Here is a 25626-nt window from a genome sequence, read left to right on the forward strand (position 1 = left end):
ACTAAACGTGCGCCCACTCGCACGGCTTGATACGACACACCGGCTGATATATGACACGGCGGTATTTGCAGCAGCTAATGCCATTGAGACAGCTGTTCCTAGAGGGGTATATAGCTATAGATGGTGGAAGCGACAGCAACGACTCCTTGGGCCGGGAGGAATGTGGCTTCGGATGCAGCGAGCAGGCCGAACCCTGCACGAAAAGCATCCGTCGCTATTGCTAGCACGCACCGACATCACCGCTTACTATGAGCACATCGATATCGACATACTCTTCACTGACCTGATGGGCCTAGCCATTCCCTCGTGGTCGCAAGACACGTTGGAAAACTTTCTACGCGCCTTCAATGGACTTAGTCATGCATGGGGAATCCCGCAAGGGTCGGACGCTTCCGGTTTGCTGGCAAACCTATATTTGATGCCATTAGATCTGGAAATCGCTCGACTTGGGCATCGGCATTTTAGATATTCCGACGACATTTATATTTTCGGAGATGATTGGATCACCCTTCGTGAAGTGTTGCTCAAGGCGAACCGCCTACTTCGCTATCGACACCTAAATCTATCCGGACCAAAAACAAAGATCATGGCTGGACGTGAGATCCAGGCTCATTTTGAGGATAAGGAAAAGGATGCGATAAGCTACGGAATCGACATCGCCGCCCCTTGGGCTCCTGATGCGTTGCGAAGCTTCTTCGACAGAATCAGCAAGGAAGACCCTCCGAATCCTCGTGATCTAAGGTTCGCCTTCACTCAACTCCTCCGCATCGAGGATGCTCGAGCTGTCGATTGGCTGCTCGCGAATATGGGGGAAATCCCTCATGTTGCCCGCGAGGCGCTGCTGTATCTTAGTCACTTTCATATGCGTCGACCAGAACTAGGGGATGCGGTCGTCGACCTTCTCACTAATAGTAAGTTAACTATATATCCGTATGCAGAGCAGCATCTGCTGATCTACATGATCAGAAATCGCGTGCAAGGTAAGAGGGCTATCGATGCCGCTTGGCGCTTATTGCTGGACAAGAATAAGGAAAGCTTTGTGCGTGAGTTTGCTGCACGCTATCTGGGCCTGAATTCCTCATCTGGCGAAGCAGCTGGTCTTCGTCAGGAGTTCCAGAGTGAGGCGCATCCTCGCGTCCGTCGAGCCATGCTCATTGCCTGCTACGAGTCACGCCAGTGCTCAGAATCGTGGCTGCGAGTCGTATCGAATTCCGATCCCACGATCCGCTTTACTGCAGACTATCTCCGTAGCAATCCAGGGGAGATTCCCTTCCCTGTAGTGAAAAGGAGGTATGACAATGGGGCTTGACGTGAAGCCATATTTAGCCGAGCTGGACAATCTATATGAGGATGCAAGCTACTCGGCTCAATCTTATTTTGAGGCAGCGAAGTCAGCCGAGTTTTGGGGTAAAGCGATCGTTTTCCTTCCAGCTCTGCTTAGTGCGGTTAGCGCGCTCATAGTGGCTTTAGGCGGCCCGAAGCAATGGGCAGCGTTAGGAGCAATTTCGGGCGCTGTTGCGGCCACGGCAGCGTTTCTAGGGTCCGAGAAAAGGGCCAATTCTCACAAAGAGACAGGGAGGCAGTTCACTAAGCTCAGACATGAGGTCAGACTCGAACGAGCCCTCGCCCACAAACGCCCCGACGAGGGGGACTTGGAGGAGCGGGTTCGCGCACTACGCGAAAAGTACAGCACAATTGTCTCGACTGGTGAACTCGTCGGTAACCGATTCTTCCATCGTGCGCAAATGCGTATAAAGCAGGGCGTACTGTCCTACGAGCAGTCGAAGCAAGCGGGGGTGACGAAGTAGCGGAGTTTGGCTTCATACTCATCGTCATCATCAGCACTACGGGTGGCCTGCGTTCGAGGGTGCGGCGGGGTGGCCGGGCGGGACCGGCCCGGAGAGGCCGCACGCCCGCCCGGACCGCCCAGCCGCCCGCCGCCCATCGGGCGGCGGCTTGATGACGTGGAGAGAAGTTGCTTTCTGGTCCGACCGTAGTTGTGGCTGCTGGGGCTTGCGCTACTGCTTGTAGGGCTGGGTTTCGGTCCAGATACGGTTGAAGCTGGTGTGGTAGGTGCTTGCCGGTCCCTGCTCCTTCCCGTGGCTGAGGTGCAGAACGGGGGCGATGGCTGCAGGGGTGCCGTAGGCGTGCGTATTGATCAGGAATTGGATGTCTGCGCGGTAGAGGGAGTTGTAGAGGACGGTGCGGTGGAGTCGGAGCTCGACTCCCGGCACGGCGAGTAGGGGGCGGCACAGCGCCAAGGTGTTCCTCACGCGGGCTGCCATCACCTCGGCGCCGATGCCTTCGTCTTCTCCCCTTGCGGCGACCTCCGGGCCTTCAGGGTCACCGAGAAGGAGACGAACTTGGACGCCGGCCTTCGCCTTCTGGGTGAGGATGCGGTGGATGGCGGGGTCTTCGGCGAGGAACAGGGCACTGTAGGCGAGGATGTCGATCTCGTTCACGGCGCTGTTGAAGTGGGTGCGCCAGACGGTCTGGGGAATGGCCCAGCGGTGGGGGTAGATCGCGTGGATGCCGTTGGCGAGAGGCTGACACCTCGGGGCGCTGGCTTCTGGCCATAGGTCAGCCTCGTCGATGTTGAGGAGGTCGGCGATGGCCCAGCGGTGGCGGGGGTAGGGGGTGCGGCCGTTAAGCCATCTGCTGACGGTTTTGGGGTCTACGGCCAGGGCTGCGGCTACGTCGGTGGTGGTGAGGCGGGCTGCGGCCAGTGCGTAGCGGAGGTTGTTGTTCATGACCGGCCTGCTCCTCTCGCAGTACGACCCTGTGCTGCGACGTTAGCATCAGACGTCCCTAGACGTCCCCTAGTTGCGGTGTTCCTGCCCTGGGGTGCGGAGCCAAGCTCGACGCACGGAACCGCAACGGACATCAGGGAGGGCAAGGGTGCGTAAGAGTCAGAGCATCGAGGAGCAGCAGCGGGCGTACGCGGAACGACTGTTGCTTGCGCTGGGAGAGCAGCTCGATGAGCGGGGCGTCACGCGGGTGTTCGTCGTCACGCAGGAGGGGCGGCCGGCGCTGGATGTGACCGACGGCGGGGGGCGGGTGCGGCGGGTGTTCGTGCATCTGCCGTTCTGCTGGTTCTACTGGGGGGATCAGCAGGACGAGCGGGTGTCGTTCCTGCAGATGGCCACGGCGGTGGATCGGATCGAGGAGGCCGCTCAGGCGGGGTGGGCGGAGGGTGAGCAGGGGGACCTGCGCGTTGAGCTGAGCAAGCTGCTCGATGCTTACCGCGGCTGAGTCGATGACTTCGAGGGGGTGGCTGACCGGGGGGCGGGTTTACGTTCAGATCGCTGATCGGGTGCGGGAGCGGATCCGGTCGGGTGAGTTCGCCCCTGGTCAGGCGCTGCCCTCTGAGGCGGAGCTGTGCCGGGAGTTCGGGGTGGCGCGGAACACGGTACGGCGGGGGCTGGCGGTCCTGGAGGAGGAGGGGTTGCTGGTCACTGTTCCGTCCAAGGGGCGCAGGGTGGCTGCGGAGGGCACGCCGACCGCCTACCGGTATGAGGTGATCGCGGCGTGGTTGCGGGAGGCGATCAAGGCGGGGGACCTTCCTCCGGGTGCTCAGGTGCCGAGTGAGGCCGTGTTGCGGCGGCGGTTCACGGCGTCGCGGACCACCGTACGGCAGGCTCTCGGCGTGCTGGAGCGGGAGGGGCTGGTGGCGGCGGCGCATGGGCGGGGGCGGTTCGTCCTGATATGGGACAGGGAGACGTCTCAGGACGTCTAGCCTTCTCGCGGTGATTCGGGCCGTATGTGGTGCCTATCGTGGGCCGCGTGGGACATAGCGAATGGGCATACGGCCTGGCCAAGGACCTGTTGGAGACGACGCTGCCTCGGCGGTGGGCGCACACCCAAGGCGTTGCCGAGCAGGCTGAGTCGCTGGCCGGGGTTCTCGGGGCGGAGACCGATACGTTGATCGCGGCTTGTCTGCTGCATGACATCGGCTACGCCCCGGACCTCGTCAGCACCGGCATGCATCAGCTCGACGGTGCCCGGTACCTGCGGGACGTGGTCAAGGCGGATGAGCAGCTGTGCCGGCTGGTGGCGTATCACTCGTGTGCGGACAATGAGGCTCGGCAGCGGGATCTGCTGGATGTGCTGGTGAAGGAGTTCGAGCAGGAGCGGGCGGATCTGGCGCGGGCGTTGACGTACTGCGACATGACGACCGGGCCGGATGGCCGGCACCTGGACGTGCTCGATCGGCTGGCGGAGATCCATTCGCGGTACGGGCCGGAGCATGTGGTGAGCCGGTCGATCACGGATGCCACGCCGTGCATCGTGTCGTCGGTGCGGTCGGTGGAAGCGGCGCTAGCCGATGTACGGGAGGCCGACGCCGGCTAGGTAGTGCTCGATCCGCATCCGCATCGATCGGTCCATCGGCAACGACAGGACCCCGTCACGGGGTACCCACCGGACTTCACGGGACTCGTCGCTCGGAGTCGGCTCGCCTGCCACAACGCGGCCGGTCAGGACGATGGAGAACTCTTGGCGGGCCTCGCCGTTGCTGGTGTAGAGGATCACATGGCGGGGGTCACTGTAGGTGCCGACCAGGCCGGTGATCTCACACGTGATGCCGGTCTCCTCGACCGTCTCGCGCACGGCCGCCGCAGGGATGGACTCGCCCAGATCGATCGCGCCGCCGGGTACGGCCCAGTTGTCGTTGTCCGTGCGGTGGATCATCAACAGGTCGCTAGCGTCGTTGGTGACGATGACGTTCACGGACGGCACCAGGCTGTTGGGCTCGGGCGCGGAGGGGTCGTCGTAGTAGTCGATGCGCTTGGCCATGATCAGGACTCTACGGGGACGGCCCCGTCCCAGACCCTTTCGAAGCTCTCGCCGTACGTGGTGGCCATCTCCCCGCCAGCCACCCTGCGCAGGTGCAGGACGGGGGCGTTGGCAGCGCGGTTGCCGTACACGTGCATGTTGACCAGGAAGTCGCCATCGGCGCGGTAGATCGAGTTGTACAGGATCGTCCGGTGCAGCCGTAGCTCGAAGTTGCTCAGCCCGTACAGCGGCCGGTAGAGCACGAGCGCGGTACGGATCTGTGCGGCCAGGCCGTCCCCTACGCCTTCGTCCGCTCCCCGCTGGGCGACCTCGGCGCAGTCGGGGTCGCCGAGCAGGATGCGCACCCGTACGCCGGCCCGCGCCTTGTCCCCGAGCTGGCGCACCATGGCGGCGTCGTCGGCGAGAAAGAGTCCGCTGTAGACGAGCACGCCGATCTCCTCGGACGCCCCGCTGAACAGACGTCCCCACGCGTCCCGGGGCACAGCCCAGCGGTGCGGATAGATGGCGAGGACTTCGCTCTCGGACGCGGCGACGACCTGTTCGCGGGAGAGGGCCTGTGGCCACAGGTACGTCTCGTCCACACCCAGGTACGAAGCTGTGGCAAACCGGTGCTTACGGTACGGCTCGCGACCCTTGGTGATCCACCGCTCGACGGTCTTGGGATCGACCTCGATCGCCTCGGCCAGATCCGCGACGCTCACGCCCTTCTGCAACAGCGCCGCGCGTAGCCGTTCGTTCGCCATCTCACCTGCTCCAAGGGACGTCCCGGGACCTGGCCATCGTAGGCCGGACGTCTTGAACATGTCCCGTCGTGTAGTGATCTCGTCCTAACGCTGCGTCGCATCCTCGGTTGCACAACGCCACAACGGCACCGACCGAAGGAGGAGATGCACCTATGAACATCGAGATCGCCATCCCGGGCGAGACGCCCGCCTGCGAGTGCGGCAACGCCCTCACCCACGGCCAGACCCGCTGCCGCAAGTGCGTGGCGCGGGCTCGCTGGGCGCGCAAGGAGCGGGCCAGGAACCGCCGTAACCGCCGCTCGGAGACCCGCCGTCCCCCGCGTGGCCCGGCTCAGGCGGGGGTGGTGTGGGCATGAGTACGATCCCGCTGATCATCGCCGGGCTGCTTGGCGTCGCGCTCGTGGCCGGGTACGTCACCGTCCTGGTCGGCATCCGCCGCGAGGACAAGCGGCTCAGCCTGCGTCAGGCGCCGGCCGGGGCTTCGGCGTCGCTGGCGCGCAAGGTCACCGGCTGCTACGTCCGGAACGGCGTGTCGTGGACGTAGCCAACTGCTCCTCGACCTTCGCCAGCCGCCTCGACAGGTCCTCGACGGTGGCGCGCAGCTCGGCCAGCTCGTCACCACCGGCCGGCGGCTCCTCGGCATCGCGTACGAACACGCCCTTGCCCTGCTGCCCGATCACCAAGCCCTCGGTACGCAGGACGCCCACGGCGAGCTTCACCACCGACAGGGACGCGTCGTACTGCTCCGCCAGCTTGGCCGTGGACGGCAACGGAGTGCCGGGCGCAAGAGACCCGCCGCGGATCTGCGCGCGCAGGTCGTCAGCGATCTGGAGGTAGGCGGGCTGCCCGGTGTGTCTGACCATCGCCCATCTATCTCACCACGAATGTTCGACCTGGCCAACCGAGGGAACATTGACAACCGAGCCAACTAGGTTAACTATGTTGCTCACAACGAAAGAGGAGGTCACAGCCCATGCGTTCCGTCCCGATCCCTGTCGATGTCAGCAAGCTCGCCATCACCTGCGTCAAGGCCCCGCGTCCCCGGGTGCTCAACAAGGACACCGGCGAGATCAAGACCGACAAGAACGGCAACACCGTCTACGAGGTCACCGTCTCGGTCGAGGACGAGTTCGGCCGGATCGAACTCGTCAAGATCGGCATCACCGGCGAACCGCCCATCAGCGTCGGCGACCAGGTCAACGCCGTCGGCCTGCTCGGCTACGTCTGGGAGATCGCCGGCCGCTGGGGCATCGCCTACCGCGCGAACGCCCTGCTCCCCATCCGGGAGGCCGCCGATGCGTGACGCGCTCTACGTGCTCACAGTCCTGGCCGCCGTCGCGGCCGGACTGTGGGCCTGGCGCCGCTATCACCGCCCGTCCTTCTGGCTCGTGTGCGGCTTCCCGCTGGTCGCCCTGACCGTCCGAGCCTCCTGGCGGCGGGTCGCCCTCGGCTGCGGCCTGACCAAGAAGCGGCAGCGCTGGTGGTTCACCACCGTGCCCGGCGCGATCGCCTCGACCGGGATCGTCCGCGTACGCCGCAGGTGGCAACGCGTCGCCGTGGACACCAAACCGTTCATGTGGCTACCGCTGCCGACCCGGCACGGCTGGCGCGTCACCCTCCACACCCTGGAAGGCCAGACACCCGGCGACTACGCCGACGCCGCCGAACGCCTCGCCCACTCCTGGGGCGTCCACGCCATCCGCGTCTCCTCACCCCGGCCCGGCCGCGTCGTCCTCATGGCCACCATGCGCGACCCGCTGGTCAAAGTGGACGACCTCCCACCCTCACCCGAACTGCTCAAGGTCGTGGTGGGACGGCTGGAGACCGGCAAGCCGTGGATCATCGACTTCCGTACGGTGCCGCACTGGATCAACGCGGGGGCGACCCAGTCCGGCAAGTCCAACCTCGCCAACGCCCTGATCGTCGGCCTCGCGCCACAACCAGTCGCGTTGGTCGGCTTCGATCTCAAGGGCGGTGTGGAGTTCACGCCGTACGCGCCCCGCCTGTCGGCCCTGGCCACCTCCCGGGCCGAATCGGTCGGCCTGCTCACCGACCTCGTCGGCCTGATGATCGACCGCATGGGCCTGTGCCGCCAGGCCGGCGCCCGCAACATCTGGCAACTCCCGCCCGCTCTGCGCCCCGTCCCGATCGTGGTCCTGGTGGACGAGCTGGCCGAGCTGTACCTGATGGCCGACAAGTCCGAGAAAGACGAGATCGCCAAAACCTCCACCGCGCTCCTGCGGGTCGCCCAGCTCGGCCGCGCGTTCAGCATCTACCTGTTCTGCTGCGGCCAGCGCATCGGCTCCGACCTCGGCCCCGGCGTCACCGCCCTGCGCGCCCAGTGCTCCGGCCGCATCTGCCACCGCGTCAACGACCCGGAAACGGCCACCATGACCCTCGGCGACCTCGACCCCGCCGCCCTGGTCTCGGCCCGCTCCATCGCCGCCGAGACACCCGGCGTCGCCATCGTCGCCGGCCAGGACGGCCAGTGGTACCGCGCCCGCTCCTTCTACGTCACCGAGCAAACCGCCGAACGCGCCGCCCGCACCCACGCCCACCTCACCCCGTCCTGGGACGAGATCACCACTCACCTACCTCAACCCATCAACGCCTGAACGAACGAAGGGAGGAACGATGCGACGCTACGCCTGCCGACTGCTCGACACCGGCCCGGTTATGGTCCTGGCCGCCATCGCAGGTGCCGGATCGTTCACCCACATCCGCGACACCGCCAGCCAGCACGGCCAAACCGGCTGGATGTCCTGGGCCGTCGCCGTCTGCATCGACCTGACCTGCGTCATGGCCGCCCGCGAACGCCAACGCGACAAGAAGACCGGCCGCCTTCGGCGCGGCCCGACTTCCTGGCCCGTCCTCGTCCTGACCGGCGGCATCGCCCTATCGCTCGCCGCCAACCTCGCCCAAGCCGACCCAACGATCTGGGGCTGGATCACCGCCGCCACCCCGGCCGCCGCGTTCCTGATCGCCATCTCGATGTTGGAACGCCGCGCCGGCCAATCCGACCAGCCGGCCACGCAGCCGGACACGTCCTCGCCCGTCCTGGCTTCCGTCCCGGCCCCGGAACTCGTCCACACCCAGCCCGAGGAAGAACCTGCCAACGCCCTCGCGCCCGCACTCGTGGACTACGCCCGCCGCGTCGCCGACGACCACCACGCCAAACACGGCAAACCCATCACCGACGACGCCCTACGTGCCCACCTGGGCGTCTCAAGCCAACTCGCCACCGACCTGATGCGCACCCTGCGAACCGCCTGAAAGGAGAACCCACCCATGGAGTACGACGACCGCACCGCTGTCATTAACGGCCTGCTCGACCTGGCCGCCTTCTTCGAAGCCCACCCCGACCTGCCCGTCCCGCCCTACATCACCGTCTACTACTTCCCCAGCCAAGACAGCGACGCCGCCCAGAGCGCCGAGATCGACCAGATCGCCCCCGTCCTCGGTTCGGACATCGACCAGGAGGGCGGCTCGCGCGGCCACTACGCCACCTCACGCATGTTCGGCCCGATCGAGTACCGCGCCGTTGCCGTCCTGGCCACCGCCCGCGCCCGCCACGAAGCCGAAAGCAGCTACCGCGGCTGCATCCAGCCCGACCCCGTACCCGCCGCCTGACCAGGAGCACCTTCATGCGCATCCGCATCGACGGCACCCGAGCCGAGATCGTCGACGCCCTGTTCCGCCTACGCCTGCACTTCACCGTCATAGGCGTCTCCCGCGCCTACCCAGACCGCGCCCGCCCCCACCACTGGCGCATCTACCTCACCACCAGCAGAAAGCCACCCACATGACCGAGGAAGTGATCCACTACCGCTGCTGCACCTGCAACGGAACCGGCATCGATTCCGACAACGCCCGCTGCCTCGACTGCGACGGCACCGGCATCGACAACCACGGCGCCTAACGCGCAGCGCCCCCGGCCTGGCCGCACATCCGCCAAGACGACTGCCAGGTCGAGGGCCATCCCTTCACCCGAACGAGCGAAAGGAGAACACCATCTTGCCCACAACCCACGCCACCGCGCACGCCAAAGCAGGCATGATCGCCCGCCTCAACCATCCCGACTATGACCGCTGGGCAACCCAGATCCGCGCCACAGGCGGCTGCCGCCAGCCCATCCACCTACGCGGCAAGATCGACCACTACGACAAGGCGACCGGCCAACTCCTGCACCGCTACACCACCAAACAGGAGCCCGACGGCGTCCTACGCGTCCCCTGCAAGACCCGCCGCGCCTCCCGCTGCCCCACCTGCGCCGAGATCTACCGCGCCGACACCTATCACCTCATCCGCGCCGGCCTCGTCGGCGGCAAAGGCGTCCCGAGCACGGTCACCACCCACGCGACCCTGTTCGTCACCCTCACCGCACCCAGCTTCGGAACGGTCCACACCCGCTGCGAGAAGAACGGCAAGACCCAGCCCTGCCACGCCCGCCGCAACGCACCCACCTGCCCACACGGCCGCGCCATGTCCTGCACCGCCCGCCACGGCAAAGACGACCCGCGCCTCGGCGAACCGCTCTGCCCCGACTGCTACGACTACACCGGCACCGTCCTGTTCAACGCCCTGGCCCCGCTGCTGTGGAAGCGCTTCGCCGACTCCGTACGCCGCCACCTCGCCAAACAAGGCGGCCTCCTCCTCAAGGACCTCCGCCACCACCTCACCCTCTCCTTCGCCAAGGTCGCCGAATACCAGCGGCGCGGCGTCGTCCACTTCCACGCCGTCATCCGCCTCGACGGCCCCGGCGGCCCCGAAGCCCCACCCCCACCCTGGGCGACCGCCGACGCACTCACCCAAGCAATCCAGCACGCAGCAAGAGCAGTAACAGCCAAAGCCCCGGCCTACGCCGACCAACCAGAACGCATCTTGCGCTGGGGCGACCAACTCGACATCCGCCCCATCACCATGGGCGGCGACCTCACCGACCAGGCCGTAGCCGGCTACATCGCCAAGTACGCCACCAAGGCTGCCGAGTGCGTCGGCACCCTAGACCGCCGCATCAACCCGCTGGACGACTTGGAGGCGTACAACCTCCGCGCCCACGCCCGCCGCCTCATCACCACCTGCCTAAACCTCGGCATAGAGCCAGGCCTAGCGGACCTCCGCCTCGCCGACTGGGCCCACATGCTCGGCTTCCGCGGCCACTTCTCCACCCGCTCCCGCCACTACTCCACCACCCTCGGCGACATCCGAGCCGACCGCGAACACCACGCACGAGCCGAAGACATCACTACCGGCCGCCTGCCCCTGTTCGACGAAGACACCGTTCTCGTCATCAGCGAATGGCAGTACGCCGGCAAGGGCCACTCCGCAGGAGACGCCCTCCTCGCCGCCGCCATCACCGGCACCCCATCGCCGACGCCACAACACCTCGACGGGAGCCGCCCATGACCCGGCTCCTCCTCACGGTCCCAGAAGCCGCCGAAGCCCTGGCCATCTCCCGCAGCAAGCTCTACCAACTACTCGCCACGGGCGCGGTCTCCTCCATCCGCATCGACGGCTCCCGCCGCATCCCCGTCTCCGCCCTCACCGACTACATCACCCACTTGGCCAGGAAGGAGGTCGCCGTATGACCAGGACCCTGATCGGCGCACCGGACGAGCAGCCGCGTAAGAAGGCATCCAAGCTGCGCGACGGCGTCATGAAGCGCGGCACCACCTGGTCGTACGTGATCCGAGTCCGCGACCCTGAAACAGGGGAGAGCAAACCGCGTTGGGTGGGCGGCTTCGCCACCGAGGAGGATGCCAAGGCGGCTCGTGACGAAGCACGGGTGAAGGCCCGGCGCGGTGAGTACGTGGATCGCAACACGATCACCGTCCGCGAGTACCTCGACGAGTGGATCGAGGCGCATGCTGTGGAGATCAAGCCCAAGACTCTCGCTGACTACCGGCACATCATCGAGCGATACATCAAGCCCAACATCGGCACTCTGCGGATGCAGGCCGTTCGGGCTTCCACGATCACCAAGCTGTACCGGGACCTGCGGGCCGGCGGCGGCAAGAACGCGCGGCCACTCTCCTCCCGCACAGTCGACTACGTTCACGCCGTGCTCCGGAAGGCGTTCCGCGACGCCGTGCACGTGGACGAGATCCTTTCGTCCAGCCCGGTCGAGAAAGCCAAGCGTCCTCGACGGGAGATCAGCGAGCCTGGCACGGTATGGACCAGCGAGCAACTCAAGACGTTCCTTCTCGCTGCTCGCAAGCACCGGCTCTGGCCCTTCTTCCACGTTGCGGCCTACACGGGCGCGCGGCGCGGTGAACTGCTCCACTTGCGCTGGTCCGACGTAGACCTTGAGGGCAAGCAGATGACCATCCGGGGGTCGGCCTCGTTCATCAGCGGCAAGCGCGTCGAAGGCACTACCAAGAGCGGTCGTAAACGCGTTGTGAGCCTCGATGCGCGGACCGTCCAGGTCTTGCGCGCACAGCGCTCTCAGCAGGCCGCAGACAAGCTCCAGCTCGGCCCGGAATGGCGGGGTGCGGACGACTACGTGTTCACGACGGGATGGGGTGAGCCCGTGCACCCCGACACGCTCAGCTCGCTCTTCCCGATCCTGATCAAGCGGCACAACGAGGCGAACCCGCGCACGCCGCTACCGCACGCTCGCCTTCACGACCTCCGCCACATCCATGCCACGACCCTGCTCCTGGCCGGCGTCCCCGTCCATGTCGTCGCGGCCCGTCTTGGTCACGCCGACCCCTCGATCACTCTCCGCGTGTACGCCCACGTGATCCGCGCCGCCGAAGCCTCAGCAGCCGACATCTTCGCCCAGACGGTCGGTGAGGGGGAGGAGGGCGCTTGTTAGCAGAGGTGTTAGCAAGATCCCAAGATTGTCCGGACAAACAAGGAGGCCCGCTCCCAGGAACCCCTGGTAGCGGGCCTTGATGCTGTGCGCGGCCGAGAGGACTCGAACCCCTAGCCTTCTGATCCGTAGTCAGATGCTCTATCCATTGAGCTACGGCCGCTTGGCTCGTGCGCCTTGACCTGCTCGGTCTCAGCGACAAGAAGACTCTACCAGAGTCGCACGGTGCTTTTAGCCGTCTGATCGGTGCTCCGGGGCTCGCGGCTCTCACCTGAGGAGCCAGGGCCCTGCAGGGTGTTCACGGTCGTGGCGGGCGGCGTCCTGGGTCGGCGGGCAAGCCGCCGTCGCCACTGCGGTCGGTTGCCTCCAAGTCGGCCTCCCGCCCTGGTGACCGTGAAGGCGGACTTGCCGTCCCGGACGTGCTGCCGATCTTCGGAGCTTTGGGCTTCTTCGGACGTGAGGTCTCCTGCGGTGGTGCCCGGCTCGTCGTCGCCGGTGCCGGCCTGGTCGATGGCGGCGCTCGTGGACGAAGGGCTGCCGGCGCCGCCCAGGGCGGCGATGTGGGACAGGGGAGTTGGTGAGGCGGGGCCTGTGGATACATCGAAGGGTGTATCCACAGGCGGACCTTCGCAGGAGGTCGCGGGGGGCGGGAGGTGGTGGGATGGGGGCATGTTGCGAGCGGTGTTGGCGGCCGGGGCGGCCTTCGTGGTCGGTGTGCTGCTGATCGCGGGGAACGCCTACCTGCCCCGCGGGGTGCCCTCGTGGGTGCTGGTGGGGCCGTTGACGTTGGTCTGTGCCGGGATCGTGGTGCGGCGGCGGGCGCCGCTCGTCTCGCTGGGGCTCGGGGTCGCCGGGATCGTGTTCGACGGGTTCGTGGGGCCGTCCCTGGGGACTGTGCTGCTGTTCACCGACAACCTGTACGCCGCCGCGCTCTATGGCCCCGCTCGCCTCGCTCGCGTGCTGCTGGGCGCCACCGCAGTGCTGACGATCGTGGCGGGGGCGGTGGCCTGGTTCCTCATGGCCGACTGGCGGCAGTTGACCGTCATGGGGATTCAGACGGGGCTGGTGCTCATCACGCCGGTCACGACGGCGCTGGTGCTGCGGGAGCAGAGAGACAGGGCGGCGGCGGAGCGGGCGCGGGCCGAGCAGGTCGCGCATCTCGCCGAACTCGACCGGCAGGCGGCCATCTCGGCCGAGCGTACGCGGATGGCCCGCGAACTCCACGACATGATCGCCAACCACTTCAGTGCCATCGCCATCCAGTCCACGGCCGCGTTGTCGCGTAAGGACCTCGACGCCACGACGGTGCGGACGATCATGGAGTCCGTACGCGAGAACAGCGTCCAGGGCATGGCCGAGATGCGGGCCATGATCGGGCTGTTGCGGCAGGAGGGCGACGACGGGGAGGGCGAGGCCACGCGGCCCCGGCTGGCGGACGCGGAGAGCCTGGTGGAGAGGGTCCGGCGGGCAGGGATGGACGTGGACACGCAGGTCGAGGGGGACGTCCGGGAGCTGCCCGCAGCGGTCGATCTGGCCGGCTACCGGATTCTGCAGGAGGCGCTCACCAACGCGATGAAGCACGGGGAGCCGCCCGTGCTGGTGCGGATCGCCTACGAGGACGAGAAGGTTTCCGTGCGGGTGGAGAACCGGGTCGGCGGAAGGCGGTCGAGAGGGGTCGAGGGGCTGCCGGGGGCCGGGGCGGGGCTGGTCGGCATGCAGGAGCGGGCGGTGCTGGTGGGCGGCGCCTTCGAGGCAGGGCCGGCGGCGGCGGGGGACGACGGGGTGTGGCGGGTGGTGGCGGTGCTGCCCGCGGAGGCCGGTACGGACGACGTGCCGGCTCTTGGCCGGTAAGGGATTGGCTTCGGGTCTGGGCGGAGGTTGATGGTGGCTGTTCGGGTGCTGGTCGCTGATGATCATGCGGCGGTGCGGGTCGGCATCGTGCTGATCCTGGGCGGGGCCGAGGACATCGAGGTCGTGGGCGAGGCCGCCGACGGGGTCGAGGCCGTGGCCATGGCTCGCGAGTTGCGGCCGGACGTCGTGTTGATGGACGTACGGATGCCGCGCCTCGACGGCATCTCCGCCACCCGCGAGCTGGCGGGGGTCTGTGACGTGCTGATCCTCACGACGTTCGACGTGGACGAGTACGTGTTCGGCGCGTTGCGGGCCGGGGCGGCCGGATTCCTGCTGAAGAACACCGACGCCGATTCCCTGGTCGAGGCCGTGCGCGTGGTGGCTCGCGGCGACGGGCTCATCTCGCCCGGCGTCACGCGGAAGCTGATCTCGGCGTTCGCCGAGCAGGCGCCGGTACGCCGGGCCGAGAGCGCCGCCGGTCTCGACGCCCTGACGCCTCGCGAACGTGAGGTGCTGGCCTGCATCGCCAGGGGGATGTCCAATGCCGAGATCGCCAGGGAGCTCGACATGGCGGAGGCGACGACCAAGACGCACGTGAGCCGGGTGCTCAACAAGCTGGGGCTGAAGAGCCGGGTGCAGGCCGCGATCTATTACTCGGAGGGCGTGTGACGGGGTAGGTGGGGTGCTGGGCCATAGGGTGTTCGGGGTGAGCGTTTTGTCGTTGCTGTCCGGGTCGTCGTCGGCGTCCCTCTCGATGCGGTACGCGCTCGTCGCCGTCGTGATGGGATTGATCACGACGACCAAGGGGGTGGACCGAGCCGATGACCACGACACCGCCGCCGGAGCCTGCTGAGGAGCCCGAGCAGCCGAAGCCGGGGCAGGAGGACGCGACGCCTGATCAGGTGACCGCTGCCCCTGGGCAGGAGGTGACGCCGGAGCAGGACGCGACGTCCGAGGAGCAGAACGCGCAGGTCGGGGAGCCGCAGTTCCTGCCGCCTCCGACCGGGGAGTCGGTCGGCGCGGCGCCCAGCGCCGAGCCGTCCGGTGGGCAGCCGGTGCCGCCGCCTCCCAGCGGCCGGCCGGTGATGATGCCGCCGCCCACCGGTAAGCCCATTGCGATTCCGCCGCCGTCAGGTGTCCCCCAGCCGATGGCGGTCCCGCACGAAGAGGCCGCCGGTACGAAGCCGCCGACCGGCCAAGGTGCGCCGGGTCAAGGTGCGCCGGGTCAAGGTGCGCCGGGTCAAGGTGCGCCGGGTCAAGGGGGCGTTTCGGGGGAGCAGGCGCCTTCGGGGGCTGGGCGGCCGACGTTCGTGGCGCCCGACACCCCCTACCCTCTGCCATCCCAGCCACCGCACCCCCAGACCGGCCCCTCGCACGAGGGCGGCTTCCCCGGGCAGGCGCCCTACGGACCCCCAGCGGCCCATCAAGGCCAACCACCGCACGGCCAACCGCCGTACGGGAACCAGCCGTCCACGAACCAGCCGCCGTACACGAACCAGCCGCCGTACACGAACCAGCCGCCGTACACGAACCAGCCATCGTACGGCGGCCAGCCTCCGCACGGCGGCCAGCAGTCGTACCCAGGCCAGCCCCAGGGCCCCTACGGAGGGCCGCCGCCGGGCGGCCAGTATCCGCCACCCACGTTCGGCCCCCCACCACCCCCACCCACCACCAGCACCAACACCACCGGCGTCGTGGTCGCCTTCTTCTTCGCCGGCCTGGCCGTCTACAGCGTCCTCAACGCCCTCATAGGCTTCTTCGTCTTCTTCGCCGCCGTCAGCGCCCAGGGCAGCTCCAACCCCTACGTGATCGCCGGCACAGTGGTCCTGGCCGCGGTGGGCCTGGTGGCGGGCATCGGGCTGTGCTTCGTCCGCAAGCCGTGGGCGAGAGGCACAGGCTTGGGCCTGATGATCGGGTGGGCGTTGTGGTCGATCCTGTCGGCGGGCTTCTGCACGGGACTCAACCCGGGCCTGTACACCTGACATGCCGTACCACGAGATCTTCGTCGGCCTCGGCGTGCTGGTGGCCGCGGTCGTGTTCGTCCGGGAGGCGCGAGGCAGGGGGGCGCTGAACGAGCAGTCGCTGGTCGCGGTGGCCGGCGCGCTGGTCGGCGGGGCGATCGGGATGCGGCTGGCGGGCTGGATGGAGACGCTGGACCTCAAGGACCTCTGGCTGTACGGCTCCCGCAGCATCCTGGGCGGCCTGACCGGCGCGTACGTCGGCGTGCTGATCGCCAAGCGGATCATCGGCTACAAGGAGCGCACGGGCGACCTGTTCGCCCCCGCGGTGGCGCTCGGCATGGCGGTGGGCCGCATCGGCTGCCACCTGACCGAGGCGCCGGGACGCCCCACGGACCTGCCGTGGGGCGTGCACGCGCCGCCCACCACCCCGGAATGCCCGGGATGCCTGACCGGCGAGGCCATGCACCCGTCGTTCATCTACGAGATCATCTTCCAGCTCGCCGCGTTCGTGGCGTTGCGCTGGGCGCGTGAGCGGATCACGCAGCCGGGGGAGCTGTTCACGCTCTACCTGGCGGGTTACGCGGCCTTCCGGTTCCTGGTCGAGTTCACGAGGGCGAACGAGACGGTGTGGCTCGACCTCACCAGACCCCAGTGGTTCCTGCTGCCGGGGCTGGTGCTGCTCGGGGTGCGGCTCGTGTACGGGTGGAGGCGCCGTTACTACGATGCCCTTTTCGAGCGGAAGGTCATGACATGAGTGCTGGGATGGGGCTGCGGGGCGACCGGATCCTGCGGTACGTGAACGCGTTCTGCCCGAGATGCCACGGCCGTGACCTGGAGGAGGTCGAGCGCCTGAGCGGCTACCTGGCCGAGCGGGACGGCCGGGTCTGGCTCGAACGCGGCTGCCGCGAGCACGGGTTGATCAGCACGCTGTACGACGAGGACCCGGAGATCCTCGCGTACCTGGAGGAATGGACCGCCCCCACAAAGCAGCATGTACCCGACATGTCGGGAAATTTCCTCCCGATCCCCTCCGCCTACCTCCACGGTCTCCCCGAGATGCAGACCCAGCACACCTGCATCCTCCTCGAGGACATCGCCGAGACCTGCAACCTGCGCTGCCCCACCTGCTTCGCCGACAGCTCACCCGACCTGAGCGGCGTCGTCCCGGTCGCGGACGTGCTGGCCAACGTCGACCAGCGGCTCCAGCGCGAGAACGGCAAGCTCGACGTCCTCATGCTCAGCGGCGGCGAGCCCACGCTGCACCCCGAGCTCAAGACCCTGCTGGCCGAGCTGACCGCCCGCCCGGTCACCCGCATCCTCATCAACACCAACGGCGTGCTCATCGCCAAGGACGACTCCCTGCTCGACCTGCTCACCGAGCACAGAGAGCGGGTGGAGGTCTATCTCCAGTACGACGGCACGTCGGCCGAGGCGTCCCGGCACCACCGCGGCGGCGACCTGACGAGGATCAAGGCGGACGCCGTACGCCGGCTGTCGGAGCGCGAGATCTTCACCACGCTCGTCATGACCGCCGCGCTCGGGGTGAACGACGGGGAGATCGGCGACGTCGTACGCCTGGCCCTGGACACCCCGTACGTCGGGGGCGTCTCGCTGCAACCCCAGTTCGGCTCCGGCAGGTCGGGCGTCATCGACCCCGACGACCGCCTCACCCACACCGGCGTGCTCAGGCGCCTCGGCCCGCAGACCGATGGGCTGGTGACCTGGCGCGACCTGACCGCGCTGCCCTGCTCGCACCCCCACTGCTGCTCGGTCGGCTACCTGATCCGCGACGACGCGAAGCAGTGGCGTTCGCTGACGGCGCTGATCGGCCACGACCGGCTCAAGGCGAACCTCGGCCTGGTCTCCAACCGCATCGCCGACACCGAGATCCCGCGCGAGCTGCGCATGGCCGTCCAGGAGTCGCTGCTCGGGCTGCTGTCGGAACAGTCGTCGCTGTCGCATCCGCAGATCGGCGACGTGTGGCGGACCATCTGCGAGAACTGCGACCTCGGCGTCTCCACCCTGCTCACGCTGGCCTCGTCGGCGCTGCCCGGCAGGCGGAAGAAGCTGCGCAGGATGCTGGGCGAGCGGGTGGTGCGGATCACGGTCAAGCCGTTCATGGACCTGTCGACCATGATCGAGGAACGGCTCACACAGTGCTGCGTGCACGTGGGGACGCGCGCCGAGCAGGACCAGTGCGCGCCGTTCTGCGCGGTGCAGGCGTGGCCGCAGCTCTCGCGCCAGCGGCTCTCGGCGGTGGCGCGGTGACCCGGCAGACCGGAGGGGCGCAGCCGTACGATCCGCTGCGCCTGTGCGTGTACGCGACGGTCGCGCTGCTCGCCTGGCTGCTCGGGCCGTGGGCGGTGCTGGGGTTCGCGGTGCTCGGGTTCGCCGGTTATTGGCGGGCCAGGCGAGCGGGGCTGTCCAGGAGCAAGTGCTTCCTCAGGGACACCCGGCTCGTGCTGGCCTACCTCGGGCTCATCGGCCTGACCGCGCTGGCCGCGATCGTCGCCGGACTGCTCTGAGCGGTCATTCGGCGGGGACGTACAGGCTGAGGGTCTCGGCGACGCAGGCCGGCCGCTTCTCGCCCTCGATCTCGATCGTCATCTTCAGGGTGGACAGGTAGCCGGCCGGGGTGCCCTTGACGTCGGTCAGCTCGCCGACCGCGCGCACCCGCGCGCCCACCGGCACCGGCCTGGGGAAGCGCACCTTGTTGAGCCCGAAGTTGACGCCCATCGCGATGCCCTCGACCTTGACCAGCGAGAACATGAACGACGGCAGCAGCGACAGCGTCAGGTAGCCGTGGGCGATCGTGCCGCCGAACGGCCCCTCCTTGGCCCGCTCCACGTCGACGTGGATCCACTGGTGGTCGTCGGTGGCGTCGGCGAAGGTGTTGACCTGCTCCTGGGTGATGGTGCGCCACTCGGTGGGGCCGAACGTCTCGCCGACGGCCGCCTTGAGTTCCTGTACGTTCGCGAAGGTCCGCATGGCCACGAACGCTATTGCCAGGGCGGTACGGCTGCCAACTTCTCACCGGAGCGCGACGCGCCCGGAACAGCGCCGGGATGACCGGGGGCTCCTGGTGTTCCCAAGATCTTTACTCGAAACCATCGCATAGGTGTTCGAGTCCGCGCTACAGTTCTGGGTACCGCAATCGAACAGAGGTTCGGCCTGGTGAGAGGGGGTGTGTCCGATGACGGTGCTCGCGCCCGCCCCTGCTCGGACACGCCGTAGCACTTTCTTCCCAAATCTAAGACGGCCGCTATATCCGGCAATAAAGTCCGAGAGCGTGGACCCTGTGCGAAACCCCTATGCTCCCGGCGCCGGGCAGCGCCCGCCGGAGCTCGCCGGGCGCGATCGCGAGCTCCAGCAGTTCGAGGTCGTGCTGGAGCGGGTGGCCCGCGGCCGTCCCGAGCGCAGCATGGTCGTGACCGGCCTGCGGGGAGTGGGCAAGACCGTCCTGCTCAACACGTTCAAGTCCATGGCCATGCAGCGGCTGTGGGGCACGGGCAAGATCGAGGCCCGGCCCGACCAGTCGATCAGGCGGCCGGTGGCCGCCGCCCTCCACATGGCCATCCGCGAGCTGGCTCCGCGCCACCGCGCGCCCGAGCGCATCGAGGAGTTCCTCGGCGTGCTCAAGGCGTTCGCGATGCGCGACCCGTCCGCGGCCAAGGGCACCTCCCACTGGTCGCCCGGCATCGAGGTGCCCGCCAGCCGCGGGCGCGCCGACTCGGGCGACCTGGAGATCGACCTCACCGAGCTTTTCGTCGACGCGGCGAGCGTGGCCACCGACCTGGGGGTGGGCATCGCGCTGTTCATCGACGAGATGCAGGACGTGCAGCCCGCCGACGTCTCCGCGCTCTGCGCGGCCTGCCACGAGCTGTCACAGTCGGGCGGGCCGCTGATCGTGGTGGGCGCCGGGCTGCCGCACCTGCCCAGCGTGCTGTCGGCGAGCAAGAGCTACTCCGAGCGGCTCTTCCGCTACGCGCGCATCGACAAGCTCGACCGTGAGGCGGCCGACCTGGCGCTGATCCTGCCGGCCCGCGAGGAGGAGGTGGAGTTCACCCAGGAGGCCCTCGACGCCCTTTATGAGGCCGCCGACGGTTATCCCTACTTCGTGCAGGCCTACGGCAAGGTCGCCTGGGACCTCGCGCCGCGCAGCCCCATCACCCTCGAAGACGTCAAGGTCTCCGCGCCCGAGGCGGAGGAAGAGCTCGCGGTCGGCTTCTTCGGCAGCCGCTACGAGCGCGCCACCCCGGCCGAGCGCGACTACATGCACGCCATGGCGCAGATCGGCGACGAGCCGGTGGCCACCGCCGAGGTGGCCGACGCGCTCGGGCGCAAGCCGTCCAGCCTCTCGCCGGCCCGCGACAGCCTCATCAAGAAAGGGCTCATCTACAGCGCCGAGCGCGGCCAGATCGCGTTCACGGTGCCGCACTTCGGCAAGTTCCTGCGTGCTCAGCCCATCTGAGCGACGCCCCTAGACCTCTATTGGGCTGTCTAGTGGGGAAGCTAGACAGCCCAATAGAGCTATATCGCCATGCCTGTCGAGCGAAATCTAACGCTGTCTAGCGTCAGGCCGATACTGGCGTATATTCCGCGAGAGGCTCGCTGTCCTCCGCGCTGACCACGGCCATCCGCACCGCGGGGCGCCGCCCGCTGAGATAGACCGCGAAGACCACGTCGTCGCCGTCGTTGTTGCGGAAGGCGAAGAAGCGCCAGCACAGCTCCCGCCAGCTGTCGTGTGGCTGCGCCGACACCAGCTCCGCCCGGTTGGCCCGCCAGACGCCGCTCGACCGGAGCCGCGACAGGGTGACCGACTCGGCGGGGCCGCGGCGCTGCTCGCAGGGGGCGCGGAAGCGTACGCGGTCGATCAGCTCCTCCACCTCGGGCGACAGCAGCACGAGCAGCGCCACGCCGGCGGCGGCGTACCACGACAGATGGAACACCGACACCCAGCCGGGCACCGGCGCCCACACCGACAGCACCGCCATGCCGGTCAGCACCACCGTCCGGCCGATGGAGCGCAGCCCGACCGGGGCCGAGCTCACCTCGCCGAAGCAGCCGCAGCCCGCGTCGGGCCGCCGCCTGCGCAGCTCCAGCAGCACGTACGTGGACAGCGCGAAGAACGCCACCGTGCCCCACCGAAACAGCGGATGCGTCGTCATCAGCAGTCCCGTGGCCAGCGCCAGCTCAACCGCCGCGCACACCAGCAGCGCGGGAGCCTGCATGCGCCCCGGCACCAGCACCGCGGGCCCGAGCCTCGACAGCGAACCCGGCTCGCCCCCGGAGGTCACCGTGCCCACCTTCGCCACCGTGCCGAGGGCGAGCATGACGATCAGGAGCGGGAGCTGTGATTCAAGCACGAACGTCACCCCAATCCGATCTGCGCGTTGAAGCACCCTTTGATGAGGTCGCCGCCGAGTTCGACGTACGAGGAGGGTGAGAGCTCCGCGATCCGCCCGCGCGGGGAGGTGTCGCACTCGACGCACCGGTCACAGAACCGCCCCGCCACGCACCCGCACGCCACCACGGGCACGTTGGCCGAACGGCTCGTGCACACGTTACGCACCTGCAGCAGCGAGCCGAGCGCGAGGTACGGCAGGCCCGCGCACGACACCCCCGCCTGCGAGCAGCCCGTGTCGGCGCGCTCCAGCATGGGGTACGCCGCGCCGCGCTCTTCCTCGTCGAACGTGTCGGACCAGGTGGCCGTGCCCGCGATGCGGGACTGGGCGCCCGCGTACGCCGGCGGCGGAGGCGGCACCGCCCGCGCCGGGTAGGGCGGCTGCGAGGTGGCGGGCAGCAGCGCGAGACCGGCGCCGTCCCGCCGGATGCCGATCGCGTCGAACAGGTAGCCGGGCTCGAACAGCGGATGGCGCACCTGGAGCCGGCCTGAGGCGCGGTAGGGGATGACGACCGTACGGTGGCCGCGGTGCGGGCCGCAGTCGAGCTCGACGGTCAGGTCACGGCGGCCCTGAATGGACAGGATCGTCCCGGTGATGCGGGTGGCGTCGGCCCAGATGCGGTCGACCACCCGGCCCTCGCGCATGGCCCGCATCAGCACCATGCAACCCACGGGCAGGTCGGCGGGCGCCACCTCGGAGCCGTGCCACGCGGTGGCCCAGGGCGCGATCACGAGGCGCTCCTCGGCGCCGCCTGGGGTCTCGATGGTGATCAGGTGCGGGCTGACGTCGAGCACCTCGCCGGCCACGGCCCGCAGCGGCTCACCGGTGCCCGCGTCGGGGCCGGGAACGCCCCCCTCGCGGCCGAGCGCCGCCGCGGCGAGCACCCTGCGGCGCTCAACGCTCGGATAGCCCATCCGCCCTCCCTCGCCTCGGGTACTAGGGTCACACGACTCAGAGGCTGATCACGCCGTGGCGGCGGGGATGAGAGCAAAATACGCATCCCTGGGGAAGTGCCTTCACCTACGGCGTCGTACAAACCGCCACCAACCTTGACCTACCTTTGTCTGCGGTGGGCCGAAACCTGAATTGCGGTTCGGGCACAAATGGGCATCAGGCTGCGATTCTGGCCACGATGCAGACCACCGGCTGGGAAGACGAGTTCCGCGAGTACGTCAGGGCGCGCGGTCCCGCGCTGCTGCGCCAGGCGCATCAGCTCACCGGGCACCCGCTCGACGCGGAGGACCTGTTGCAGAGCGCGCTCACCAAGACGTACCTGGCCTGGCACCGCATCGAGGACCGCGGGGCGCTGGACGGATACGTACGGCGGGCCATGGTCAACATCAACATCTCGCAGTGGCGGCGGCGCAAGGTGGAGGAGTACCCGTCCGACGACCTGCCGGAGGTGGCGCACCACCCGCACGAGCCGGTCGGCGAGGTGCACGAGGCGCTCGAACAGGCGCTGCGCGAGCTGCCCGAACGCATGCGCGCCGCGATCGTGCTGCGCTACTACGAGGACATGACCGAGCCCGAGATCGCCAAGACGCTCGGCATCAGTGTGGGAACGGTCAAAAGCACGGTCTCGCGGGCGATGGCCAAACTCAGGAACGCGCTGGCAGGCTAGGGTCGGCGCCGGCGGTGGCGCAGGGGCGGACCACCTGCCGGATCTTGCGCAGGCTCGCCAGGAACGCCTCCAGCTCGTCCTTGTCGAGCTGGCCGGTGAACAGGTCTTCGATGTCCTGCACGTGCTTGGGCAGCACGCGTTCCAGCCGGCCGTGGCCCTCGTCGGTGAGGGCCGCGTAGGAGGCCCTGCGGTCGGTGGAGCATGCCTCCCTGCGGACCAGGCCCTCACGTTCGAGCCGATCGACCACTCTGGTCACCCCGCTGGTGGACAGCCCCGTCTGGGCGGCCAGGTCGCTCATGCGCAGGCGGCGGCCAGGGGAACGTGCCAAGCGGATGAGTGCCTCGAAATCGACGTCTGACAACCCCGCGGCGTTGAGCGCCGGCGCGAGCCGGTCCATCAAGCCCGCGTGCACCTCGTGCAGGAGTCCTATCGCCGTCACCCGGGGGTCGTCCACGTTCATCACCTTCATACCTTAGCCGACGATAGTTGACGGGAGGAATATTCCTCGGGTAGAAAGTTGTTGCCGCAGACATCCATGCAACAACCGTCCTTCCAAGGAGAACCCCGATGTCCACCCGTACCTGGGAGTCCCTGACCATCCCCGCCGCCGGCGCGTACACCATTGACGTAGCGCACACGAACGTCGGCTTCGTCGTCAAGCACATGATGGTCAGCAAGGTCCGCGGCCACTTCGGCACGTTCAGCGGCTCGGTCACGATCGCCGAGAACCCGCTCGAGTCGTCCGCCGAGCTCACCATCGAGGCCGCCAGCATCGACACGGGCATGCCCGACCGTGACGGCCACCTGCGCAGCGACGACTTCCTGTCGGCGGAGAAGTTCCCGACCATCACGTTCAAGAGCACGCGCGTGACCGGCCACTCGGGCGACGAGTTCACCGTCGTCGGCGACCTCACCATCCGCGACGTGACGCGCGAGGTCGAGCTCACGGTCGAGTACGGCGGCGCCGGCACCAACCCGTGGGGCCAGGCCGTGTGGGGCTTCTCGATCACCACGGAGTTCGACCGCGAGGACTTCGGCCTGACCTGGAACCAGGCGCTGGAGACCGGTGGCGTGCTGGTGGGCAAGAAGGTCAAGATCGAGATCGAGGGCGAGGCCAACCCGGCCGCCTGACCCTCGTACAGCGGGGCCCGGCACCACCGCTGGACCCTCGTACGGCGGGGCTGACGGCACCACCGCCGGACCCCGGACGGAGGCCGACGGCACACCGGCGGATCCGGAACGACGGGAACCTCCTGTGGAAAACTCAGTTATCCACAGCCCCTGAAGCCCGCCCCAACTCTGGGCGGGCTTCATCCACAGGCAGTTACCCACAGCCTGTTGATAACTCGCCGAGGCAGCCCACGGACCAATCGCTTTGCCGCCTCGCCAGAAGGCCGGTACGCTGTGCTGAGCCGCACTGGCTCCCAGGAGGATTCGCCTAGTCAGGTCTATGGCGCCGCACTGCTAATGCGGTTTGGGTTTACCGCCCATCCGGGGTTCAAATCCCCGATCCTCCGCAGGCGAGAGGCCCTTCCCCGAGCGATCGGGGAAGGGCCTTTTTGATCTCTGCGGGCATAGGGTTGCAGTTCGGGTTGCAGTCGTCCTCAGGACGATCCCCAGAGCGCGGCGCCCATGCGGTCACTGGCGTCCATCTGGAGAGTTGCCACGTGGGTGTAGCGGGCCTCCCAGAGGGCTCCGCCCCCTTCGACCCCCTGAAAACCCCGCCCCCTGCCCCGCCCTATGCCTGGTCACACGGTGAGCTGGCTGATGCCCGCCCCGAGCAAGCCTCGCTGATCGCTCGAATGTTCCTTCCGGGCCTTTGGATCGGGTCGTAGCAAGATTGCCGCCCTCAGCGCTGATCTGACTGGCTGAGAAGAGCGGCCGATGCAAGATCGCTGCCGACGTTATGCCGGGGTGACAACTCTTGGATGTCGCCGCACTCGTCGTTGCCCACAGATCAGAGCCGGAATCGTTGACCTCTATGACACGTTATCTCATACGGTTACCGTGTCCCTGTGGAGACCTGCGATATGCAAAGCATGGCATATAGACTGGGTGTATGAGGCAAGAGCTGTACGACATCGAGCTGGAGCCAGCGGTGGAGGCTTGGCTGGACACTCTGTCCGACCGGGACCACGCCTGTGTCGAGGCCGCCGTCGAACGGCTCGCTGAGTTCGGCGACCGAATGCCGTACGGTCATGCTCGAGACTTGGGGGACGGATTGTGGGAGTTGCGCTTCGACATCTCACATCACTCCGTGCGCCTCACCTATCGGCTCGCTGAGGGGCGCCGGGCGGTCTTGCTAACTGCCTTCTACAAGACGCGAGACAGGCAGCCGCGGGATGTGGAGCGCGCCCGCAAGGTGATGGCTGAGTGTATGGCCGGCGGCTTGGAGCACGGTGCCGCGCATCGGATCTATGAGGGAAGGGGCTGAAGG

Annotated in this window: 35 protein-coding genes and 2 tRNA genes; 27 read left to right on the forward strand and 10 right to left on the reverse strand. The window is 67.8% G+C overall.

Annotated features, from left to right (window positions below; all coding sequences use genetic code 11):
- Positions 1-172 precede the first annotated feature (172 nt).
- Positions 173-1309, forward strand: coding sequence for an RNA-directed DNA polymerase (locus ABZW11_RS13890; protein ID WP_355416130.1), 1137 nt, complete (start codon positions 173-175; stop codon positions 1307-1309).
- On the forward strand, positions 1299-1808 hold the full coding sequence (locus ABZW11_RS13895) for an SLATT domain-containing protein (protein WP_355416132.1): 510 nt from the start codon (positions 1299-1301) through the stop codon (positions 1806-1808). Before ABZW11_RS13890 ends, ABZW11_RS13895 begins: the two co-directional genes overlap by 11 nt.
- A gap of 210 nt (positions 1809-2018) precedes the next feature.
- On the opposite strand, the gene ABZW11_RS13900 is transcribed toward ABZW11_RS13895, so the two are convergent.
- Complete coding sequence (locus ABZW11_RS13900) at positions 2019-2750, reverse strand: XRE family transcriptional regulator (RefSeq protein WP_355416134.1); 732 nt, start codon at positions 2748-2750, stop codon at positions 2019-2021.
- 148 nt (positions 2751-2898) lie between these two features.
- On the opposite strand from ABZW11_RS13900, the gene ABZW11_RS13905 reads away from it, so the two are divergent.
- The 3 genes from ABZW11_RS13905 to ABZW11_RS13915 are packed head-to-tail and all read left to right on the forward strand — an operon-like array spanning position 2899 to position 4350.
- Positions 2899-3252, forward strand: coding sequence for a hypothetical protein (locus ABZW11_RS13905; RefSeq protein WP_355416136.1), 354 nt, complete (start codon positions 2899-2901; stop codon positions 3250-3252).
- Positions 3253-3256: 4 nt separating this feature from the next.
- Complete coding sequence (locus tag ABZW11_RS13910; protein WP_355416138.1) at positions 3257-3736, forward strand: GntR family transcriptional regulator; 480 nt, start codon at positions 3257-3259, stop codon at positions 3734-3736.
- Positions 3737-3783: 47 nt separating this feature from the next.
- Positions 3784-4350 (forward strand): HD domain-containing protein, encoded by a 567-nt coding sequence (locus tag ABZW11_RS13915; RefSeq protein WP_355416140.1) that lies wholly within the window; start codon positions 3784-3786, stop codon positions 4348-4350.
- Here ABZW11_RS13915 and ABZW11_RS13920 read toward each other — a convergent pair.
- Positions 4318-4794, reverse strand: a complete 477-nt coding sequence (locus tag ABZW11_RS13920; protein ID WP_355416142.1) for an NUDIX domain-containing protein — start codon at positions 4792-4794, stop codon at positions 4318-4320. The two genes, ABZW11_RS13915 and ABZW11_RS13920, sit on opposite strands and share 33 nt — an antisense overlap.
- A 2-nt stretch (positions 4795-4796) precedes the next feature.
- Positions 4797-5537, reverse strand: coding sequence for an XRE family transcriptional regulator (locus tag ABZW11_RS13925; protein WP_355416144.1), 741 nt, complete (start codon positions 5535-5537; stop codon positions 4797-4799).
- Between the two features lie 152 nt (positions 5538-5689).
- On the opposite strand from ABZW11_RS13925, the gene ABZW11_RS13930 reads away from it, so the two are divergent.
- The gene (locus tag ABZW11_RS13930) at positions 5690-5893 is read left to right on the forward strand and encodes a hypothetical protein (RefSeq protein WP_355416146.1); all 204 of its coding nucleotides are present in this window, start codon (positions 5690-5692) and stop codon (positions 5891-5893) included.
- Entirely contained in the window at positions 5890-6081 is a 192-nt protein-coding gene (locus tag ABZW11_RS13935; protein WP_355416148.1) for a hypothetical protein, read from the forward strand. Before ABZW11_RS13930 ends, ABZW11_RS13935 begins: the two co-directional genes overlap by 4 nt.
- Here ABZW11_RS13935 and ABZW11_RS13940 read toward each other — a convergent pair.
- Positions 6041-6400, reverse strand: coding sequence for a winged helix-turn-helix domain-containing protein (locus tag ABZW11_RS13940; protein WP_355416150.1), 360 nt, complete (start codon positions 6398-6400; stop codon positions 6041-6043). The two genes, ABZW11_RS13935 and ABZW11_RS13940, sit on opposite strands and share 41 nt — an antisense overlap.
- A gap of 110 nt (positions 6401-6510) precedes the next feature.
- Here ABZW11_RS13940 and ABZW11_RS13945 point away from each other — a divergent pair, with 110 nt between their 5' ends.
- The 8 genes from ABZW11_RS13945 to ABZW11_RS13980 all read left to right on the forward strand — a co-directional run bounded on the left by ABZW11_RS13945 (position 6511) and on the right by ABZW11_RS13980 (position 12354).
- A complete protein-coding gene (locus ABZW11_RS13945) occupies positions 6511-6840 on the forward strand; it encodes a hypothetical protein (protein WP_355416152.1) in 330 nt (109 codons plus the stop codon).
- Positions 6833-8152: an FtsK/SpoIIIE domain-containing protein gene (locus tag ABZW11_RS13950; protein ID WP_355416154.1), complete on the forward strand. Its 1320-nt coding sequence runs from the start codon at positions 6833-6835 to the stop codon at positions 8150-8152. The genes ABZW11_RS13945 and ABZW11_RS13950 overlap by 8 nt, the downstream gene beginning before the upstream one ends.
- A gap of 19 nt (positions 8153-8171) precedes the next feature.
- On the forward strand, positions 8172-8810 hold the full coding sequence (locus ABZW11_RS13955; protein WP_355416156.1) for a DUF2637 domain-containing protein: 639 nt from the start codon (positions 8172-8174) through the stop codon (positions 8808-8810).
- 15 nt (positions 8811-8825) lie between these two features.
- Entirely contained in the window at positions 8826-9167 is a 342-nt protein-coding gene (locus ABZW11_RS13960; RefSeq protein ID WP_355416158.1) for a hypothetical protein, read from the forward strand.
- 14 nt (positions 9168-9181) lie between these two features.
- Positions 9182-9343: a hypothetical protein gene (locus tag ABZW11_RS13965; protein WP_355416160.1), complete on the forward strand. Its 162-nt coding sequence runs from the start codon at positions 9182-9184 to the stop codon at positions 9341-9343.
- Positions 9344-9551: 208 nt separating this feature from the next.
- Positions 9552-10943, forward strand: a complete 1392-nt coding sequence (locus ABZW11_RS13970) for a replication initiator (protein ID WP_355416162.1) — start codon at positions 9552-9554, stop codon at positions 10941-10943.
- The gene (locus tag ABZW11_RS13975) at positions 10940-11125 is read left to right on the forward strand and encodes a helix-turn-helix domain-containing protein (protein ID WP_355416164.1); all 186 of its coding nucleotides are present in this window, start codon (positions 10940-10942) and stop codon (positions 11123-11125) included. Before ABZW11_RS13970 ends, ABZW11_RS13975 begins: the two co-directional genes overlap by 4 nt.
- Entirely contained in the window at positions 11122-12354 is a 1233-nt protein-coding gene (locus tag ABZW11_RS13980) for a tyrosine-type recombinase/integrase (protein ID WP_355416166.1), read from the forward strand. Before ABZW11_RS13975 ends, ABZW11_RS13980 begins: the two co-directional genes overlap by 4 nt.
- A gap of 87 nt (positions 12355-12441) precedes the next feature.
- Here the strand turns inward: ABZW11_RS13980 and ABZW11_RS13985 are convergent.
- Positions 12442-12514: transfer RNA gene (locus ABZW11_RS13985), tRNA-Arg, on the reverse strand.
- A gap of 506 nt (positions 12515-13020) precedes the next feature.
- On the opposite strand from ABZW11_RS13985, the gene ABZW11_RS13990 reads away from it, so the two are divergent.
- From ABZW11_RS13990 to ABZW11_RS14000, 3 genes are read left to right on the forward strand one after another with little or no spacing between them, the layout of a single operon-like run.
- A complete protein-coding gene (locus ABZW11_RS13990) occupies positions 13021-14202 on the forward strand; it encodes a histidine kinase (RefSeq protein ID WP_355416168.1) in 1182 nt (393 codons plus the stop codon).
- Positions 14203-14232: 30 nt separating this feature from the next.
- On the forward strand, positions 14233-14871 hold the full coding sequence (locus ABZW11_RS13995) for a response regulator transcription factor (protein WP_355416170.1): 639 nt from the start codon (positions 14233-14235) through the stop codon (positions 14869-14871).
- A gap of 37 nt (positions 14872-14908) precedes the next feature.
- Positions 14909-15055, forward strand: coding sequence for a hypothetical protein (locus ABZW11_RS14000; RefSeq protein ID WP_355416172.1), 147 nt, complete (start codon positions 14909-14911; stop codon positions 15053-15055).
- Between the two features lie 45 nt (positions 15056-15100).
- Here the strand turns inward: ABZW11_RS14000 and ABZW11_RS14005 are convergent, their stop codons facing one another.
- A complete protein-coding gene (locus ABZW11_RS14005) occupies positions 15101-15316 on the reverse strand; it encodes a hypothetical protein (RefSeq protein ID WP_355416174.1) in 216 nt (71 codons plus the stop codon).
- Between the two features lie 196 nt (positions 15317-15512).
- On the opposite strand from ABZW11_RS14005, the gene ABZW11_RS14010 reads away from it, so the two are divergent.
- The 4 genes from ABZW11_RS14010 to ABZW11_RS14025 are packed head-to-tail and all read left to right on the forward strand — an operon-like array spanning position 15513 to position 18688.
- The gene (locus tag ABZW11_RS14010; protein ID WP_355416176.1) at positions 15513-16184 is read left to right on the forward strand and encodes a hypothetical protein; all 672 of its coding nucleotides are present in this window, start codon (positions 15513-15515) and stop codon (positions 16182-16184) included.
- Position 16185: 1 nt separating this feature from the next.
- Positions 16186-16917: a prolipoprotein diacylglyceryl transferase family protein gene (locus ABZW11_RS14015; protein ID WP_355416178.1), complete on the forward strand. Its 732-nt coding sequence runs from the start codon at positions 16186-16188 to the stop codon at positions 16915-16917.
- A complete protein-coding gene (locus ABZW11_RS14020) occupies positions 16914-18431 on the forward strand; it encodes a radical SAM protein (RefSeq protein WP_355416180.1) in 1518 nt (505 codons plus the stop codon). The genes ABZW11_RS14015 and ABZW11_RS14020 overlap by 4 nt, the downstream gene beginning before the upstream one ends.
- Positions 18428-18688: a hypothetical protein gene (locus tag ABZW11_RS14025; RefSeq protein ID WP_355416182.1), complete on the forward strand. Its 261-nt coding sequence runs from the start codon at positions 18428-18430 to the stop codon at positions 18686-18688. Before ABZW11_RS14020 ends, ABZW11_RS14025 begins: the two co-directional genes overlap by 4 nt.
- A 4-nt stretch (positions 18689-18692) precedes the next feature.
- On the opposite strand, the gene ABZW11_RS14030 is transcribed toward ABZW11_RS14025, so the two are convergent.
- On the reverse strand, positions 18693-19151 hold the full coding sequence (locus tag ABZW11_RS14030; protein WP_355416184.1) for a MaoC family dehydratase: 459 nt from the start codon (positions 19149-19151) through the stop codon (positions 18693-18695).
- Between the two features lie 301 nt (positions 19152-19452).
- Between ABZW11_RS14030 and ABZW11_RS14035 the strand changes: the two genes are divergently transcribed.
- Entirely contained in the window at positions 19453-20634 is a 1182-nt protein-coding gene (locus tag ABZW11_RS14035; RefSeq protein WP_355416186.1) for an ATP-binding protein, read from the forward strand.
- Between the two features lie 103 nt (positions 20635-20737).
- On the opposite strand, the gene ABZW11_RS14040 is transcribed toward ABZW11_RS14035, so the two are convergent.
- Together ABZW11_RS14040 and ABZW11_RS14045 are read right to left on the reverse strand one after the other, a co-directional pair.
- The gene (locus ABZW11_RS14040) at positions 20738-21529 is read right to left on the reverse strand and encodes a MauE/DoxX family redox-associated membrane protein (protein WP_355416188.1); all 792 of its coding nucleotides are present in this window, start codon (positions 21527-21529) and stop codon (positions 20738-20740) included.
- A gap of 5 nt (positions 21530-21534) precedes the next feature.
- Positions 21535-22482, reverse strand: a complete 948-nt coding sequence (locus ABZW11_RS14045; protein ID WP_355416190.1) for a hypothetical protein — start codon at positions 22480-22482, stop codon at positions 21535-21537.
- A gap of 218 nt (positions 22483-22700) precedes the next feature.
- Between ABZW11_RS14045 and ABZW11_RS14050 the strand changes: the two genes are divergently transcribed.
- Positions 22701-23189 (forward strand): SigE family RNA polymerase sigma factor, encoded by a 489-nt coding sequence (locus ABZW11_RS14050; RefSeq protein WP_355416192.1) that lies wholly within the window; start codon positions 22701-22703, stop codon positions 23187-23189.
- On the opposite strand, the gene ABZW11_RS14055 is transcribed toward ABZW11_RS14050, so the two are convergent.
- A complete protein-coding gene (locus ABZW11_RS14055; RefSeq protein ID WP_355416194.1) occupies positions 23167-23658 on the reverse strand; it encodes a MarR family transcriptional regulator in 492 nt (163 codons plus the stop codon). The two genes, ABZW11_RS14050 and ABZW11_RS14055, sit on opposite strands and share 23 nt — an antisense overlap.
- 98 nt (positions 23659-23756) lie before the next feature.
- Here ABZW11_RS14055 and ABZW11_RS14060 point away from each other — a divergent pair, with 98 nt between their 5' ends.
- From ABZW11_RS14060 to ABZW11_RS14070, 3 genes are all read left to right on the forward strand, one after another.
- A complete protein-coding gene (locus tag ABZW11_RS14060) occupies positions 23757-24320 on the forward strand; it encodes a YceI family protein (RefSeq protein WP_355416196.1) in 564 nt (187 codons plus the stop codon).
- Between the two features lie 296 nt (positions 24321-24616).
- A tRNA-Ser gene (locus ABZW11_RS14065) sits at positions 24617-24706 on the forward strand.
- 542 nt (positions 24707-25248) lie between these two features.
- Positions 25249-25623: a type II toxin-antitoxin system RelE/ParE family toxin gene (locus ABZW11_RS14070; RefSeq protein WP_355416198.1), complete on the forward strand. Its 375-nt coding sequence runs from the start codon at positions 25249-25251 to the stop codon at positions 25621-25623.
- Positions 25624-25626: the final 3 nt, after the last annotated feature.

Origin of the sequence: Nonomuraea sp. NPDC004580 (assembly GCF_040609855.1) — a bacterium.
In the GTDB taxonomy this organism is placed as follows: Bacteria; Actinomycetota; Actinomycetes; order Streptosporangiales; family Streptosporangiaceae; genus Nonomuraea; species Nonomuraea salmonea.